At 74.7% G+C, this 13,618-nt stretch carries 19 protein-coding genes; 12 read left to right on the top strand and 7 right to left on the bottom strand.

Features of this window, described 5'->3' with window-relative positions; genetic code table 11:
• The coding region (locus E7Z53_RS10865; protein WP_176337744.1) for a hypothetical protein at positions 1 to 203 on the top strand (203 nt) is incomplete at its 5' end.
• A 43-nt stretch (positions 204 to 246) separates the two neighbouring features.
• Here the strand turns inward: E7Z53_RS10865 and E7Z53_RS10860 are convergent.
• A complete protein-coding gene (locus E7Z53_RS10860) occupies positions 247 to 945 on the bottom strand; it encodes a type 1 glutamine amidotransferase domain-containing protein (RefSeq protein WP_031283165.1) in 699 nt (232 codons plus the stop codon).
• Positions 946 to 1,091: 146 nt separating this feature from the next.
• Here E7Z53_RS10860 and E7Z53_RS10855 point away from each other — a divergent pair, with 146 nt between their 5' ends.
• Positions 1,092 to 1,985 carry an SDR family NAD(P)-dependent oxidoreductase gene (locus E7Z53_RS10855; RefSeq protein WP_176337743.1) on the top strand — a complete coding sequence of 298 codons (894 nt, stop codon included), beginning with the start codon at positions 1,092 to 1,094 and terminating at the stop codon, positions 1,983 to 1,985.
• Here E7Z53_RS10855 and E7Z53_RS10850 read toward each other — a convergent pair.
• Entirely contained in the window at positions 1,960 to 2,571 is a 612-nt protein-coding gene (locus tag E7Z53_RS10850) for a hypothetical protein (RefSeq protein ID WP_017833803.1), read from the bottom strand. The two genes, E7Z53_RS10855 and E7Z53_RS10850, sit on opposite strands and share 26 nt — an antisense overlap.
• A 163-nt stretch (positions 2,572 to 2,734) precedes the next feature.
• Between E7Z53_RS10850 and E7Z53_RS10845 the strand changes: the two genes are divergently transcribed.
• The 3 genes from E7Z53_RS10845 (at position 2,735) to E7Z53_RS10835 (ending at position 6,029) form a co-directional block, all read left to right on the top strand.
• Positions 2,735 to 3,436 carry a TetR/AcrR family transcriptional regulator gene (locus E7Z53_RS10845; RefSeq protein ID WP_017833802.1) on the top strand — a complete coding sequence of 234 codons (702 nt, stop codon included), beginning with the start codon at positions 2,735 to 2,737 and terminating at the stop codon, positions 3,434 to 3,436.
• Positions 3,433 to 5,127, top strand: coding sequence for an MDR family MFS transporter (locus E7Z53_RS10840; RefSeq protein WP_095651107.1), 1,695 nt, complete (start codon positions 3,433 to 3,435; stop codon positions 5,125 to 5,127). Before E7Z53_RS10845 ends, E7Z53_RS10840 begins: the two co-directional genes overlap by 4 nt.
• A 404-nt stretch (positions 5,128 to 5,531) precedes the next feature.
• Positions 5,532 to 6,029 (top strand): hypothetical protein, encoded by a 498-nt coding sequence (locus tag E7Z53_RS10835; RefSeq protein ID WP_017833799.1) that lies wholly within the window; start codon positions 5,532 to 5,534, stop codon positions 6,027 to 6,029.
• Positions 6,030 to 6,063: 34 nt separating this feature from the next.
• Here the strand turns inward: E7Z53_RS10835 and E7Z53_RS10830 are convergent, their stop codons facing one another.
• The gene (locus E7Z53_RS10830; protein WP_176337742.1) at positions 6,064 to 6,654 is read right to left on the bottom strand and encodes a thymidine kinase; all 591 of its coding nucleotides are present in this window, start codon (positions 6,652 to 6,654) and stop codon (positions 6,064 to 6,066) included.
• Positions 6,655 to 6,830: 176 nt separating this feature from the next.
• Here E7Z53_RS10830 and E7Z53_RS10825 point away from each other — a divergent pair, with 176 nt between their 5' ends.
• Positions 6,831 to 7,562: a DUF72 domain-containing protein gene (locus tag E7Z53_RS10825; protein WP_133410143.1), complete on the top strand. Its 732-nt coding sequence runs from the start codon at positions 6,831 to 6,833 to the stop codon at positions 7,560 to 7,562.
• A 94-nt stretch (positions 7,563 to 7,656) separates the two neighbouring features.
• Positions 7,657 to 7,866: a hypothetical protein gene (locus E7Z53_RS10820; RefSeq protein ID WP_017833796.1), complete on the top strand. Its 210-nt coding sequence runs from the start codon at positions 7,657 to 7,659 to the stop codon at positions 7,864 to 7,866.
• A gap of 14 nt (positions 7,867 to 7,880) precedes the next feature.
• On the opposite strand, the gene E7Z53_RS10815 is transcribed toward E7Z53_RS10820, so the two are convergent.
• Entirely contained in the window at positions 7,881 to 8,453 is a 573-nt protein-coding gene (locus tag E7Z53_RS10815) for a mycothiol transferase (protein WP_109222722.1), read from the bottom strand.
• Positions 8,454 to 8,486: 33 nt separating this feature from the next.
• Positions 8,487 to 9,050, bottom strand: a complete 564-nt coding sequence (locus tag E7Z53_RS10810) for a DinB family protein (protein WP_176337741.1) — start codon at positions 9,048 to 9,050, stop codon at positions 8,487 to 8,489.
• A 215-nt stretch (positions 9,051 to 9,265) separates the two neighbouring features.
• On the opposite strand from E7Z53_RS10810, the gene E7Z53_RS10805 reads away from it, so the two are divergent.
• The gene (locus tag E7Z53_RS10805) at positions 9,266 to 10,063 is read left to right on the top strand and encodes a sodium:calcium antiporter (protein WP_369597973.1); all 798 of its coding nucleotides are present in this window, start codon (positions 9,266 to 9,268) and stop codon (positions 10,061 to 10,063) included.
• Between the two features lie 31 nt (positions 10,064 to 10,094).
• Here E7Z53_RS10805 and E7Z53_RS10800 read toward each other — a convergent pair whose 3' ends face one another.
• Both E7Z53_RS10800 and E7Z53_RS10795 read right to left on the bottom strand, forming a co-directional pair.
• Entirely contained in the window at positions 10,095 to 10,763 is a 669-nt protein-coding gene (locus E7Z53_RS10800; RefSeq protein WP_176337740.1) for a GAP family protein, read from the bottom strand.
• Between the two features lie 196 nt (positions 10,764 to 10,959).
• A complete protein-coding gene (locus tag E7Z53_RS10795; protein ID WP_176337739.1) occupies positions 10,960 to 11,484 on the bottom strand; it encodes a flavodoxin domain-containing protein in 525 nt (174 codons plus the stop codon).
• A gap of 90 nt (positions 11,485 to 11,574) precedes the next feature.
• Here E7Z53_RS10795 and E7Z53_RS10790 point away from each other — a divergent pair, with 90 nt between their 5' ends.
• The 4 genes from E7Z53_RS10790 to E7Z53_RS10780 all read left to right on the top strand — a co-directional run bounded on the left by E7Z53_RS10790 (position 11,575) and on the right by E7Z53_RS10780 (position 13,577).
• Positions 11,575 to 12,042, top strand: a complete 468-nt coding sequence (locus E7Z53_RS10790) for a hypothetical protein (RefSeq protein WP_017833790.1) — start codon at positions 11,575 to 11,577, stop codon at positions 12,040 to 12,042.
• A gap of 106 nt (positions 12,043 to 12,148) precedes the next feature.
• Complete coding sequence (locus tag E7Z53_RS20345; RefSeq protein WP_017833789.1) at positions 12,149 to 12,277, top strand: hypothetical protein; 129 nt, start codon at positions 12,149 to 12,151, stop codon at positions 12,275 to 12,277.
• A 74-nt stretch (positions 12,278 to 12,351) separates the two neighbouring features.
• Complete coding sequence (locus E7Z53_RS10785) at positions 12,352 to 13,068, top strand: hypothetical protein (protein ID WP_176337738.1); 717 nt, start codon at positions 12,352 to 12,354, stop codon at positions 13,066 to 13,068.
• Positions 13,069 to 13,172: 104 nt separating this feature from the next.
• Positions 13,173 to 13,577 (top strand): hypothetical protein, encoded by a 405-nt coding sequence (locus E7Z53_RS10780; protein WP_095651118.1) that lies wholly within the window; start codon positions 13,173 to 13,175, stop codon positions 13,575 to 13,577.
• Positions 13,578 to 13,618: the final 41 nt, after the last annotated feature.

Below are 13,618 nucleotides of genomic sequence, written 5' to 3'. Positions count from 1 at the left end.
TGAACGCTCAGCGCCCCGATGCCCTGCCCTCCGTGGAGATCGTCGCCGTGCCCTTCCACCGGCTCCGCCGGAACCGGTGGGCCATGACCTTCGTCCCGGCCGGCGGCGGGCACGCCGTCCGCCGCACCTTCCCGGAGTTCCGGGACGCGGTGGTCGCCGCCCGCGGCCTCGCCCTGGCCGGGAGGACGCCCGTCAGCGCCTGAGCCCGGCGGCTCCCACCGCCGCCGGTGCCTCTGCGGCCGGGGGTCACTCGGCGAGCGCCTCCACGAGGACGTCGGCGACGGCCTGACTCGACTGGGGGTTCTGACCGGTGATCAGGTTGGCGTCGCGGATGACGTGGCTGGACCACGCGGGGCCGGTCTCCACGACGGCCCCCTTCTCCCGGAGCACGGTCTCCAGGAACCAGGGGGTGTTCTCCCCGGTGCCGCCGCCGAGCTCCTCCTCGTTGGTGAAGGCGGTCAGCCGGCGGCCCGCGAAGAGGAACGTCCCGTCGTCCTGGGCGCTGAGCAGGGCGGCGGGGCCGTGGCAGAAGGGGGCGATGAGCCGGCCGGTCCGGTCCGAGGAGGCCAGGATCCGGCCGAGCGAGGGGTCGTGGACGAGGTCCGCCATGGGACCGTGGCCGCCGGGCAGGACCACGGCGTCGTAGTCGTGCTCGTCGACCTCGGCCAGGACGCGGGGGGCGGTGAGCTCGGCGTCGATCTCCTCCAGGTAGGTGCGGAACTCGTCGGCCCGCTCCTGGCCCCCGGTGACGTCCGGGGAGAGGCTGACCCGGTCCACGGTGGGCCGGCGACCGCCGGGGGTGGCGATGTCGACGGTGTGCCCGGCCCGGCGCAGCGCTCGGTGGGCGACGACGAGTTCCTCCGCCCAGAAGCCGGTGGGGTGCTCGGTGCCGTCCCGCATGGTGAGGGAGTCGGCCGCCGAGACGATCATCAGAACACGGGCCATGATGGTCAGCTCCTCAGCTGTGGTGCCTGTCCGGGTGTTTTCCGTCGTGCGTGCCGCAACGGCTCCGCCCGCGCGCTTATTCCGTCCGGCGGCCCAGGGTGCGTCGCTATGCTGACCGGGATTCCGGCTCGACCGAGGAGGCCACCATGGACCAGCACGACGAGGACCAGCACCGCGAGCAGCACGCCCATCGGCGCAAGGGGCGGCGCACGGTCGTGATCACCGGCGCGAGCGACGGCATCGGGGCCGCCGCCGCCCGCGAGCTGGCGGGACGGGGCCACGACGTCGTCGTCGTCGGGCGATCGGGCGAGAAGACCGCGGCGGTGGCCGAGCCCCTCGGGCTCCGGCACTTCACCGCGGACTTCGCGCGGCTCGACGACGTGCGCCGGCTCGCCCGGGAGCTGCAGGAGTCCGCCCCGCGGATCGACGTGCTGGTCAACAACGCCGGCGGGATCTTCGACCGCCGCGAGCTGACGCCCGACGGGCACGAGATGACGTGGCAGGTCAACCACCTGGCGCCCTTCCTGCTCACCCACCTGCTGCTCGACCGGCTCGTGGCGGACGGCGCGGCGGTGCTCAGCACGTCCAGCGTCGCGGCCCGCATCGGCCGGCTCTCGCCGGAGGTCCTCGTCGACGACCGGCGCTGGTCCCCGCAGGGGGCCTACGGGGACACGAAGCTCGCCAACATCCTCTTCACTCGCGGTCTCGACCGCCGGCACGGGCCGCACGGCCTCGCCGCCGCGGCGTTCCACCCCGGGGGCGTCGCGACGAACTTCGCCTCGGGCACCACCACCCCCCTGCGGTTCCTGTACCGCACCCGCCTGGGCCGCCGGCTCATGATCACCCCGGAACGGGGCGCGGAGACCCTGGTGTGGCTGGCCGAGGGCGCCGCCGGCGAGGACTGGCGCTCCGGGGGCTACTTCGAGAAGAGGCGGCCCGCCCGCGCCCCGTCCCGCGCGGCCGACGACGCGCTCGCGGACGCCCTGTGGCGGCGCAGCGCCGAGCTCGTGGGGCTCACCCCGGGGCACCCGGCCGGCTGAGCACCAGCGCGTCGACCTTCGCCCAGAGCTGCTCGACCGTCCCGTCGTTGACGAGGACGGCGGTGATCCAGCGCGGGTCGATGCCGGCCTCCGAGGGGTGCGGGTCCTCCGGGGCGGGAGCCCCGGGGCGCACCACGTGCACCACCCGGCCCCCGGCGGCCGTGATGGCCTCTGCCTCGACGTCGAAGCGCACGTCCGTGAACACGACCGGCCCGCCCAGCCGGCGGGCGGTCTCCAGCCCGCGGTCCGCCCACACCGTCTCCCCGAAGACGGCCTTGCCGGCCTCGTTGCCGACCTTCTGCAGCAGCGTCCGGATCTCCCGGTGCACCGGGTCCCGCGCCTCGTCCTTGAGCAGACCCCAGTCGCCGCCGGCCTCCGCCAGCACCGTGGCGAGCCGCACGAGCCGGCCGTCCCGGACGCCCACGAGAGGGTCCAGCTCGGTGAGGAACAGCCGCAGCGGGTCCGCGAAGGCCACCCGTGCGTAGCCGTGCGCGACCACGAGGCGGTCGCCGCACGTGTCCTTGCCCGACTGCTTGCGCCCGTGCAGCCCGATCAGCCGCGGGCGGGGGTCCGGTTCCTGAGCCATGACGGGTCTCCTCCGGTCGTGCGCCGACGTGGTCCAGCGTACGGACGGGGGCACGACGGCGCACCGGGCACCACCCGCCACAAAATTGCACTATGATGTCGTGAGTGCAACATCAAGTCGATCTCGGGCGCCTCCGGTGACGGCGGGCGCACGGGAGCAGCGCATGCGCCGGACCCGCCGCTCCCTCATCGCCGGCGCGCGCCGGCTGACCGCCGAGCGCGGGCTGGCGGGGTTCACCGTGGACGAGCTCTGCGCGCAGGTCGGGATCTCCCGGCGGAGCTTCTTCAACTACTTCGCCTCCAAGGACGACGCCGTGCTGGGCACCCCGGCCCGGGACCCGCTCGAGGCCTTCGGCGAGGAGTTCGTGGCCGGGGGCTCCGCCCCGGACGGAGCGCCGCTGCTGAGCGCCCTGCAGGAGCTGGTCGTGCGCTCCTTCGCCCTGCTGGAGGGCCCCCACGACCGGACCCTGCTGCTGGACGTCCTGCGCCGCGAGCCCGTGCTGCTCCAGCGGCTCACCGAGACCATGGAACGCCGGCTGGCCGAGCTGACGGAGCTCATCGCGCGCCGGCAGGGCTGCGGGGAGCGGGACCCGTTCCCCGGCGTGGCCGCCGCCGTCGTCTCCCACCTCGCCGGGCACACCGTCCACGAGCTCCTCGAGACCCGGCCGGCCGGCGCCGACCCGGACGAGTCCCCGCCCCTGGAGGAGTTCGCGGAGCTGCTGGCCCGCAACGTCCGCCTCGCCGGGGCCCTGCTCTCCCCCGGCGCCACCGCCCCGCAGACGACGCCGGACACCGCCGCGGACACCCGCTCAGCCACTCCCCCCGACACCTCTGACCCGTCCCCGGACACCGAAGGAAGCCCATGACCACCACCCCGCCCGCGGTCGCGCAGGACGCCCCGCTGCTGGTGCTGACCCAGAAGCGGATCTGGATCATCTTCTCCGCCCTCATCGCCGGGATGATGCTCGCCAGCCTCGACCAGACGATCGTCTCCACCGCCATGCCGACCATCGTCGGGGAGCTGGGCGGCGTGGAGCACCAGGCCTGGATCACCACGGCCTACCTGCTGGCCACCACCATCGTGATGCCCGTCTACGGCAAGTTCGGCGACGTCCTGGGCCGGCGCAACCTCTTCCTGGTCGCCATCGCCCTGTTCACCCTCGCGTCGGTGGGCTGCGCCCTGGCCACCGGTTTCTGGCAGTTCGTGACCTTCCGCGCGCTGCAGGGGCTCGGCGGCGGAGGACTGATGATCCTTTCCCAGGCGATCATCGCGGACATCGTCCCGGCCTCCGAGCGCGGCAAGTACATGGGCCCGCTCGGCGGCATCTTCGGGCTCTCCGCCGTGGCGGGGCCGCTGCTCGGCGGCTACTTCGTGGACCACCTCACCTGGCAGTGGGCCTTCTACATCAACATCCCCATCGGCATCGCCGCCTTCGCCATCGCGTGGTTCACCCTGACCCTCCCGCACAAGCGCGCGACCCGCAGGATCGACGTGGCCGGCGTGCTGCTGCTGTCCGTGGCGACGACCTGTCTCATCTTCTTCACCGAGTTCGGCGGCAACGCCGAGCACGGCTGGGGCGCGGCCGCCACCTGGGCCTGGGCGGGCGGCATGGTCGTGGCCACGGCGCTGTTCGTCTGGAACGAGACCCGGGCCGAGGACCCGATCATCCCCCTGGGCCTGTTCCGCAACCCGGTGTTCGTCAACGCCACCGCGATCGGCCTCACCCTGGGGCTGGGGATGTTCGCCGCCATCGCGTTCGTGCCCACGTTCCTGCAGATGTCCTCCGGCACCTCGGCGGCGGAGTCCGGGCTGCTCATGGTCCCCATGATGGTCGGGCTGATGGGCACCTCGATCTGGTCCGGCCTCAGGATCTCCCGCACCGGCCGGTACAGGGGCTACCCGCTGGCGGGCACGCTCGTCACGGCCTCGGCCATGCTCGCCATGACCACGCTGGCGGCCGAGACGCCCATCTGGCTGATCTGCGTCTACCTCCTCGTGCTCGGCGCGGGCCTGGGCCTGATCATGCAGGTCATCGTCCTCGTGGTGCAGAACGCCGTGGACCCGTCCATGGTGGGCACCGCCACCAGCACCAACAACTACTTCCGCGAGGTCGGCGCGGCCCTCGGCGTGGCGATCTTCGGGGCGATCTTCACCAACAACCTCTCGGAGCAGCTCACGGCGGTCTTCACCGGCGCCGGCGCCTCCGCCGCCCAGGCCGGGGAGGCGACCGCCACCCTGGACCCGCAGACCCTGGCACAGCTGCCCGAGCCCGTCCGCGAGGGCATCGTCACCGCGTACGCCGACTCCCTCGCCCCGGTGTTCTGGTACCTCGTCCCCTTCATGCTGCTGGCCTTCGTGCTCGCGGTGTTCCTCAAGCAGATCCCCCTCTCCGACACCGCCGGCATGGTGGCCCGCGGCGAGGCCATCGGCGGCGCGGAGGCCGCCGCGCACGAGGCCGCAGCGAAGGAGGCCGCCGCAATGGAGGCCGCGGCGCAGGAGACAGCGGCGCACGACGACGCGCGCCGAGCGTCCTCCACCGGCACCCCCGCCCCCTGACGGGTCCCGGCGTCCGGCCGGCCCGGGGCGGGAACTGGCCGAAAGGCCATGTGCTTCCGTGAACACCCCCGGTAGGCTCGGGCCCGGGCCGGATCCACGCCCGGCCCGGGCCCCACCCACCCCCCTCGGAAGGAACTGTCATGATCAGACTGGTCGGCGAGTTCGACGCGTTCTTCAACCCCAACTTCACGGCCATCCTCGGCATGTTCTTCGACCTGGTCCGCGCGGTGCTGCTCGGCGGCTGAGCCCCGGTCCACCCCGCGCCCTCGGCGCCGCCGGAGCCCCTCCGGCGGCGCCGTCCGCGTTCCCGGAGGCTTCCGGCGGTCGGCGCCGCCTGCTAGGTTCTGCGCATCAGGCACCCGGCGGATCGGCCGCCCCCGCAGCGCAGACCCCAGGAGGTCGCCGTGAGCCAGCACCACCACGTCGGCGGAGCCACCGGCGTCGGCACCCGCGCCGTGGTGGTCCGCGGCGGCCCCGTCCTGCGCACCGAGCGGCACACCGTCGTCGACGAGACCGACCGGACCGTCACGGTCGACGACGGCACCCGGTTCGCCAAGACCACCGGACCGGTGCGGGACGCCCCGGAGGCCGACCCCGCCGAGCCCGACGGCGCGCACGCCCCGGTCCGGCTCGTCACCGAGGGCCACCCGGCCTTCGAGCAGCTGTGGGCGGACGCGGTCCTGAGCACGTTCACCGACTCCGACCACACCGCCTACGTCGAGGGCCTGATCGCCTCGAACCGGCTCGCCCGGCGCGGCGACGTGCACGCCCACTACGACGTGGCCGCCATCATCGACGAGCTCGCCGCCCTGCACCCCGACCTCGAGGCGATCCCCGAGGACCTGTTCTGGGCGGTCGTCGACCGGCACGGCCGCGAGGACGACCGGGACGTCACCCCCTGACGCCGTCCCCGGGCCGGCCCGCCGGGTCCCGGGCTCAGCCCAGGCGCCCGCCGGAGTGCCGGAGGTAGCAGCCGGCGCACATCGACTCGTAGGACACGGACACGCCGTCGATGGCCACCTGGTCGCCCTCGAAGACAGGCTCCCCGTCCACCGTGCGGGCGTTGAACATCGCCTTGGACCCGCAGCGGCAGATCGTGCGCAGCTCCTCGACCGTGTGGGCCACGGCCAGCAGGCGCGCCGCGCCCGGGAACGCCTCCGTGCGGAAGTCGGTGCGCAGCCCGTAGGCCAGCACCGGGACGCCGTCGAGCACCGCGATGCGCAGCAGGTCGTCGACCTGGGCCGGGGCGAGGAACTGCGCCTCGTCCACCAGCAGGCAGTGCACCGGTCCGCGCTCCCGCACAGCGGCCCGGAAGCGCTCGCGCGCCCCGTCCTCCGGGGCCAGCAGCAGGTCGACCCGCCGGGACTCCCCCAGCCGTGAGACCACGGTGTCCGCGCCCTTCGAGTCGATCGCGGGCTTGGCGACGAGGACCGTCTGGTCGCGCTCCTCGTAGTTGTGCGCGGCCTGGATCAGCACGGTGGACTTGCCGGAGTTCATCGCCCCGTGCCGGAAGTAGAGCTTCGCCATCAGCGGGTCCCGGCGGGCCGGGGGGCGAGGGTGGTCATGAGCGTTCTCCTGGGGTCGTGCGGGGTGCTCGGCGGGGGCGCCGTGCGTGCCGGTGAACACCCTACGTCCGCCGCGCGGCCGGCCGGCGCCCGGCGCGACGGCCGGACCCGGCGCCCTCCGCAGCTACCCTGGAGCCCATGGGCTGGCACATCGGCACCTCCGGGTGGAGCTACGACCACTGGGAGCACGTCCTCTATCCCCCCGGCACGGCCCCGGCCAAGCGCCTGGAGATCTACACCCGGGCCTTCTCCACCGTGGAGCTCAACGCCAGCTTCTACCGCTGGCCGCGCAGCAGCACCTTCGCCGGCTGGAACCGGCGCCTGCCGGAGGGCTTCCGGATGACGGTGAAGGCCCCCCGCGGACTGACGCACGCGAAGAAGCTCTACGCGCCCGAGACCTGGAGCCGGCGGATCGCCGAGTCCTGGCACGAGCTGCGGGACCGGCGCGGCGTGCTGCTCGTCCAGCTCCCGCCGGCGCAGGCCCGCGACGACGCTCGCCTCGACTGGTTCCTGGCCGGGCTGCCGGACTGGCTGCCCGTCGCCGTGGAGTTCCGCCACGACAGCTGGGTGCACCCGGAGGTCTTCGAGCTGCTCCGGCGCCACGGCGCGGCGTACTGCGTGATGAGCGGGGCCGGGCTGCCCTGCGTCCTCGAGGCCACCGCCCCGTTCGTCTACGTCCGCTTCCACGGCCCCGACCACCACCACCTCTACGCCGGCTCCTACTCGGACGAGGACCTGGCCTGGTGGGCCGACCGGATCCGGGAGTGGCACCACGGCGGCCGCGAGGTCTACGCGTACTTCAACAACGACGGCGACGGCCACGCCGTGCGCAACGCCCTGACGCTGCGCCGGCTCCTCGAGGGCGGCTGAGGAGATCCCCGGCCGGGCGCAGGACGCCGTGCGCGGGATGCCGGGCCCGGGCATAGGATCGGGCCATCACCGTCGAGCAGGACAGGAGCCGGAGATGGACCGCTACCCCGAGCCCGCGGACCGCGACGAGGCCTGGGCGGAGACGAGCCAGGAGGGATTGGGCGTCCGCGACGAGACCTGGCTGACCGCCACCACCGACGAGAGCAACCGGCGCGCCGGCGCTCCCCCCGAGGAGGCCGAGGACGACGCCCCGCCGCCGGAGGACCCGGAGGCGGGGACCGGGCGCCCATCGGACGACGAGTAGCCCCCTCCGGCCGGTCAGTCCTGCGGGCTCCACGGCTCCCCGTCCGCCAGGGCGTTGAGCTCGTAGGCGGTCCGCCCGTCGAGGGACTCGCGCAGGATGTCGGCGTGCCCGGCGTGCCGGGCGTTCTCCTCGACCATGTGCAGCGCCACCCACCGGGCGGGCCACGTCCCCAGGTCCCGCGGGAACCACGGGGCGTCCGGGACGGGGATGCGGGCCTCCGGGTCCGCGGTGCGCAGGCCGGCCTCGACGCGGTCGGCCAGCGCGTACAGGGCCGCGCCCAGGGACTCGGCGGTGTCCTCCGGGCGCACGGCCTCCGGCAGGATCGCCCCGGCGGCCCAGCCGGCCTCGTCCAGCGGCTCCCCGGAGGTCCGGCCGGGATCCGTGAGCACTGCGAACGGACCGTGCCCGCCGATGAACAGGACGTGCCGGGCCAGCGCGCCCAGGCTCATGGCGCTCGCCGAGGGGGTCGCCCGCAGCTGCTCGGCGTCGAGGCCCTGGAGAGTGGTGGCGACCTGGCGGATCTGCTGGCTCGCGAAGGCCGCCAGGGCGTCGCGCTCGTCGGTGACGGTGGGAGTGAGGAAGGGCACGGTGGGCTCCTGAGGTGTCGTGCGGCGCGGGGCTCAGCGGGTGTGGGCGTACAGGTCGCGCAGCAGGGCGAGCTCCGCGCCGTGGTGGATCAGCTCGCGGTTGATGTGCAGCACGAGAGCGAGCATCGGCAGGTCCGCGTACGGGCCCTCCACCGGGCCGCACGGGCGCGCCAGGTCCGCGTCCGTCAGCGAGTGCACGCCGGCCGTCCAGCGGGCGAACTCGCGGTCGAGCTGGGCCAGCGCCTCCTCCGCGGTCCCGGCGTACGCCCAGCTCTGGTAGGACGCCTCGGGCCCGGCGAAGTGCCCGTGGCTGCGCGCGGCGAGGACCCCGACGACGACGTGCGCCAGCCGCCAGGCGATGGTCGTGAACGGCGCCGGCACCGGTTCGGGGAAGGCGAAGTCCAGCACGAGCTCCCCGCGGCCCGTCTGCATCGCGGTGCGTTCCTCGGCCCGGGGATGGATTGTCCACGCGGACCCGCCGGTGGGGTCGAAGAAGTACTCCTCGTCGGTCAGGCCGGCGAGGCGGGGCCGCAGCTGGTGGGTCCAGTGCCGGTCGATCTGGTCGGCGGCACAGGCGGCGACGTCGAGGTCGGTCATGGCGGTTACCTCCTGGTCGGGGCGCCTCCGGCGCAGCGTCCGGTGACAGGTCCAGTGTCCTCCCCGTGGCGGACAGATCCTGTCCGCGTCCGCGCAGCACCCGTGCCGTGACGGATGCCGCGCACTGCCCCTGTCCCCCCGAGCGGCGGCTCTGGACCGGCGCCCATGACGGTCCTGGACGTGGGGCGCATCGTGCTCGGCATGACGTTGCGCTCGTGTCCCTGGACGGCCGGGTCAGCGGCACGGACGGCACGGTGCTGCTCGCGGCGGTGGTCGTCCACGGGGTCCTGACGGTGCTGATCGGCCGCCGGGACGCCGCCTCCCCCGCCGGGGCGCCGGACCCTCCGCCGGACCGGCCGCCCGCCGCACCCGGTGTCGACGGGCCACCGGCCGGGGAGGCCTCGGCCGGCGTCTCGATCGTGCTCGTCGTGGTGGGGGTGGGGCTGCTCGTGGCCGGGGCCACGGTCCTCGTCGAGGGGGCGGTCGACGTCGCCACGGCCCTGGGCGTCAGCGGCCTCGTCGTCGGTCTCACGGTGGTCGCCCTCCGGACGTCCCTGCCCGAACTGGCCGCGTCCGTCGTCGCGGTCCGCCGGGGACAGCGGGATCTCGCCATCGGCAACGTCGTGGGCAGCTGCCTGCTGAACCTCGGACTGGTGCTCGGGGTGCCGGCGATCCTCGTCGATGGCGGCCTGCCGGTACCGGCGGCGGCCGTGGCCCTGGACATCCCGGTGATGCCGGCCGCCGTGGTGGCGCTGCTGCCCATCGCCTTCACCGGGTTCGCCGTGGCCCGCTGGGAGGGCGGTCTGTTCCTGGTCCTGTACTTCGCCTACACCGGGTACGTGCTACTGGCGGCCACCGAGCACGACGCCCTGGAGGGGTTCAGCTCCGTGATGGTCTCATTCGTGCTGCCCCTGGTCGTGATGACCCTCGTGGCGGTGAGCGCCCACGAGCTGGGCCGGCGCCGCGAGCGCCGCGAGCGCCGCGGGCCCGGCGGGCCTGCGGGCGCCCCCTAGCCGCCGCGGGTGGGCCGGGGCACGGTCACGGTCAGCCGGACCGCAGTCCGCTCACACCGTTGCCGAGGAGCACCGCGCCGATGACGACCAGCACGACGGTCATCACCCAGGAACCGTTGGCGGTCATCCACCCCTTCGCGTCCGCCAGCACCGTGGCGGCCCGGTCCCCCAGGACCACGTGGAGCAGCACCGGGGCGGCGACCGCGGCGCTGGCGACCCCCGTGAACAGCAGGAGCGCGAGCACCTGGTGCGCCACGGACGCCGTGGCCGTCGCGATCGCGGCCGCCCCCGTGACGACCAGCACCGCGTTCTTCGGGTTCACCGTGACCAGCAGGAAGGCCACGGCCAGGGCCTTCGGGGGCGTCATCGTGTCGACCGCGGTCATCCACCGCGCCGGCTGCGACCCCTCGAGCGACCGGCTCCGCCACTGCTTGACCCCCAGCAGCAGCAGGGTGCCGCCGAGCACGACCCGCAGGACGCCGACCCAGGGCGCGGGATCGTCGCGGGGCAGGGTCGTGTCGACGACCAGCACGGTGAGGGCGGTCACGACGGCGATCCCGGCGATCCAGCCGGACAGGAACGCGGTGACCGCGCCCCGGGTCCCGCTGGTGACGAGCATCAGCATGATCACGGCGACGGGCAGGGAGGCGGCGAGCAGTCCCACCGCGATCGGGAGACCCGCGGCTGCGGCTGCCGGCACGACGACCTCCTGGGAACGGGTGCCCGTGACCGGGCCGCTGACGCCCGGGGCTGCGGTCGAGCCGACCGCTCCCCTCGACGAGGGCTGGGACCCCGGGCACCCGGGCCCACCCGACGTGCGACGCGGACGATCGGAACACCGGCCTCGGGGGCACGTCCTTCTCCACCAGGGTGGAGGTCGCGGGCACGGCCGCGGATCACCCGGCGCGGGTGGCCGTCCTCAGCGTCCCGGCGATGTCGCGGGTCCAGGCCTCGATCCGGGGCCAGTCCCGGTGGTCGCCGAAGCGCCCCCCTGTCCCCCGGAGGAGGAGTCCGGCCCAGCCCGGCAGCTGCTCGGCCTGCGCCACCCCGGACAGCAGCAGGTGCCCGCGCGGGTGCACCACCTCCCGCAGGGACGCGGCCAGCCGCCGGCTCTGGGCGCGGCGGGCCGGTCCGCGAAGGATCCGGGGCAGGGCCGCGGACATCCCCACGCTGAACAGCCACACCGGCCGGGTCCGCAGCACGGCCTGGTGGCGGTGGACGAACGCGGTGGCCACCGGCAGCCAGTCCTGGTCGTGGATGGCACTGCCGAGCACGACGGCGTCGTAGTCGCCGAGACCGTCCTGCTGTTCCATGGGCCCGACGTCGACCGACGAGCCCTCGTCCCGGAGCACGTCGGCGATCCGCCGGGCGATCTCCGCCGTCGACCCGTGTGCGCTGGCATGTGCGACGAGAATCCGCATCTCCGCCTCCCTCTCGGTCCTGCCCCCAGCGTAGGCCGACGACCGGCCGGACCGGGTGACGACCGGGGACGCGGGACGTAGCGTAGAACCATGAACAATCTCGTGCTGTCCCTGACCAGCTCCGCGGCCGCCGGAGCGCTGACGCTGGTCTCCCCGTCCGGCTGGTCGCCCCGGGTGCGCGCCGCGTACGTCGTGGTGCCGGGAGTCCTGGTCGCCGGCGCAGGAGCGTGGGTGCTCTCCCGGAACACCGGCGGGGAGGACTCCGTCGACGTCGGCACCGAGGCCGGGACCCTGGCCGACGGGAGCCCCGTCGCGGCGCAGCGGCTGCCGGTGGCGGCGCGGGCGGCGCTGCTGCTGGGTCTCGGCGCGGCGACGTGCGGGGTCCAGGCCGCCTCGCTGCGGATCGACGCGATGCTCGAGCGGTGGCTGGTCGCCCGCGGGGCGGCCCATCCGCGCCGGTGGATGGCCGCGCTCGCGGTGCTCGCCTCGCTGGGCATGGACGCCGCCGGGGACCGCATGAGCGCCCTCGCCGGGGAGGACCGCCGGCCCGTTGCCTGACGACCTCCGCCGCCCCGGGCGCGGCGGCTGTTACGGTTCCCCCAGCAGGCACCGGACGCCCGCGTCGCCCGTCGACCCCGACTCCGACTCCACGAGGAGCACCACCATGGCCGCTGAGCCCGTCGCCCGGCAGACCGACCCGGTCCTCGTGCCGTTCGGTGCCCCGGCCGTCTCCACCGCCCCGGGCCGCGGTGAGACCGGGTCCCGCAGCCGGCCGCGCCGGCCGGCCCGCTGAGCCGGGGTCACCGGACGGTGGACGAGCGGCGGAGGCTGAACCAGGGCGGTGCCGTGTACCCCGGTGCGCGCGCGGTGGTTATCCCCGCCCGCACCGGAGCCACCGGGGAGCCCACCACCCGCCGTGTGGTCGTGGCCGCCGACCGGAGGAGCTTCACCCTGGACGACGGACAGGTCTACGAGCGGCTCTCCGGGGCGCTCTGGTCCCAGCGGCGCTCCCCGGACGTCGGCACGCTGCTGGTCCGTCAGGCCTGCACCGAGGGCGCCGCCCTGTTCGACGGCCTCTGGCGCTCGGCCGCGGACCCGTCGCCGCGGACGGCGGCCGAGATCGCCGCGGCGCAGGAGGCGGCTGTGGCCGAGGCGCTGCGCGCCCGGCACCGCGTCCCGCCCTGGTCGAGGCCGGACTTCTACTACGACGTGGTCCGGGCGCGAGAAGCCCTGGCCGGTCTGAGCTCGGACCTCTCCCGGATCCCCGACGAGAGATTCTGGGTCGTGGTGGAGCGCCACCGGCGCACTCCCGCGGAGATCGCCGGGCTCAACCAGCCGGTGGGGCCCGACTGTCTCACCGCGGAGCACGGGACCTGCCGGCGGTGCCGGCCCGTGCACGTGTGGGCGTGGGTGGCCGAGCGCCGCTGGAGCCACCACGGCGGTGACCCGTCCGTGGTCTACGACGTCGAGGCGATCGTCGCCGTGCTCGAGCGCATCGACCCCGAGTACCGGCACACCCCGGGCCGGGTCCTCACCCGTGTCCTCGACGAGCACCACCGTCCGGAGCAGGGGGCCGCCCCGTGAGCGCGGCGCCGCCGGACGGCGCACCGCGCACCGGACCCGGGCCCGCCCCCGTCCGCACGCCCGCCCCAGCACGCCACCCGATCCCCTCGACGACAGGACGTCCCATGCGCCGACCCGTTCCCGCTCTGCTCGCTCTCTCCGCCCTCGCCCTGACCGGCTGCGCGCCGACCGCCGACGACATCCAGGCGATGGTGGCCGGCGGGGCCGCCTACGAGGACGCGACGGCGCTGCGCGACGACGTCGTCGGGGCCGGCATCGACTGCCCGGGCACGGACCAGCTGCGCGCCCCGGCCGACCCGGAGACCACCTACCTGGACTGCGCCAACGGACGCATGGCCATGGCCGTCACGGACTCCGAGGAGCGCATGGAGGGGCTGTTGAACACCCTCAGCAGCGAGCAGGGCGCCTCCTTCCTGCACGCGGACAACTGGGTCGTCATCTCGAGGGACGCGGCCCCGCTGCAGCAGCTCCGGGACGAGCTCGGCGGGGACATCACCACGAACCCCTGAGCGGTCACGGTGCCGCTCGCCGTCCGCCCGCACGGATCGTG

The organism is Kocuria salina, assembly GCF_013368965.1.
Lineage (GTDB): Bacteria > Actinomycetota > Actinomycetes > Actinomycetales > Micrococcaceae > Kocuria > Kocuria rosea.
Note: the sequence above shows the minus strand (reverse complement) of the source record. Positions and strands in the feature narration are given on the sequence as shown.

What these genes read in the sequence shown, in the direction of transcription:
- E7Z53_RS10780 (WP_095651118.1), top strand. Translation starts at nt 13,173, where the DNA reads ATGCGCCGACCCGTTCCCGCTCTGCTCGCTCTCTCCGCCCTCGCCCTG.
- E7Z53_RS10840 (WP_095651107.1), top strand. Translation starts at nt 3,433, where the DNA reads ATGACCACCACCCCGCCCGCGGTCGCGCAGGACGCCCCGCTGCTGGTG.
- E7Z53_RS10850 (WP_017833803.1), bottom strand. Translation starts at nt 2,571, where the DNA reads ATGGCTCAGGAACCGGACCCCCGCCCGCGGCTGATCGGGCTGCACGGG.
- E7Z53_RS10860 (WP_031283165.1), bottom strand. Translation starts at nt 945, where the DNA reads ATGGCCCGTGTTCTGATGATCGTCTCGGCGGCCGACTCCCTCACCATG.
- E7Z53_RS10820 (WP_017833796.1), top strand. Translation starts at nt 7,657, where the DNA reads ATGGACCGCTACCCCGAGCCCGCGGACCGCGACGAGGCCTGGGCGGAG.
- E7Z53_RS10825 (WP_133410143.1), top strand. Translation starts at nt 6,831, where the DNA reads ATGGGCTGGCACATCGGCACCTCCGGGTGGAGCTACGACCACTGGGAG.
- E7Z53_RS10830 (WP_176337742.1), bottom strand. Translation starts at nt 6,654, where the DNA reads ATGGCGAAGCTCTACTTCCGGCACGGGGCGATGAACTCCGGCAAGTCC.
- E7Z53_RS20345 (WP_017833789.1), top strand. Translation starts at nt 12,149, where the DNA reads ATGGCCGCTGAGCCCGTCGCCCGGCAGACCGACCCGGTCCTCGTGCCG.
- E7Z53_RS10790 (WP_017833790.1), top strand. Translation starts at nt 11,575, where the DNA reads ATGAACAATCTCGTGCTGTCCCTGACCAGCTCCGCGGCCGCCGGAGCG.
- E7Z53_RS10855 (WP_176337743.1), top strand. Translation starts at nt 1,092, where the DNA reads ATGGACCAGCACGACGAGGACCAGCACCGCGAGCAGCACGCCCATCGG.
- E7Z53_RS10810 (WP_176337741.1), bottom strand. Translation starts at nt 9,050, where the DNA reads ATGACCGACCTCGACGTCGCCGCCTGTGCCGCCGACCAGATCGACCGG.
- E7Z53_RS10795 (WP_176337739.1), bottom strand. Translation starts at nt 11,484, where the DNA reads ATGCGGATTCTCGTCGCACATGCCAGCGCACACGGGTCGACGGCGGAG.
- E7Z53_RS10845 (WP_017833802.1), top strand. Translation starts at nt 2,735, where the DNA reads ATGCGCCGGACCCGCCGCTCCCTCATCGCCGGCGCGCGCCGGCTGACC.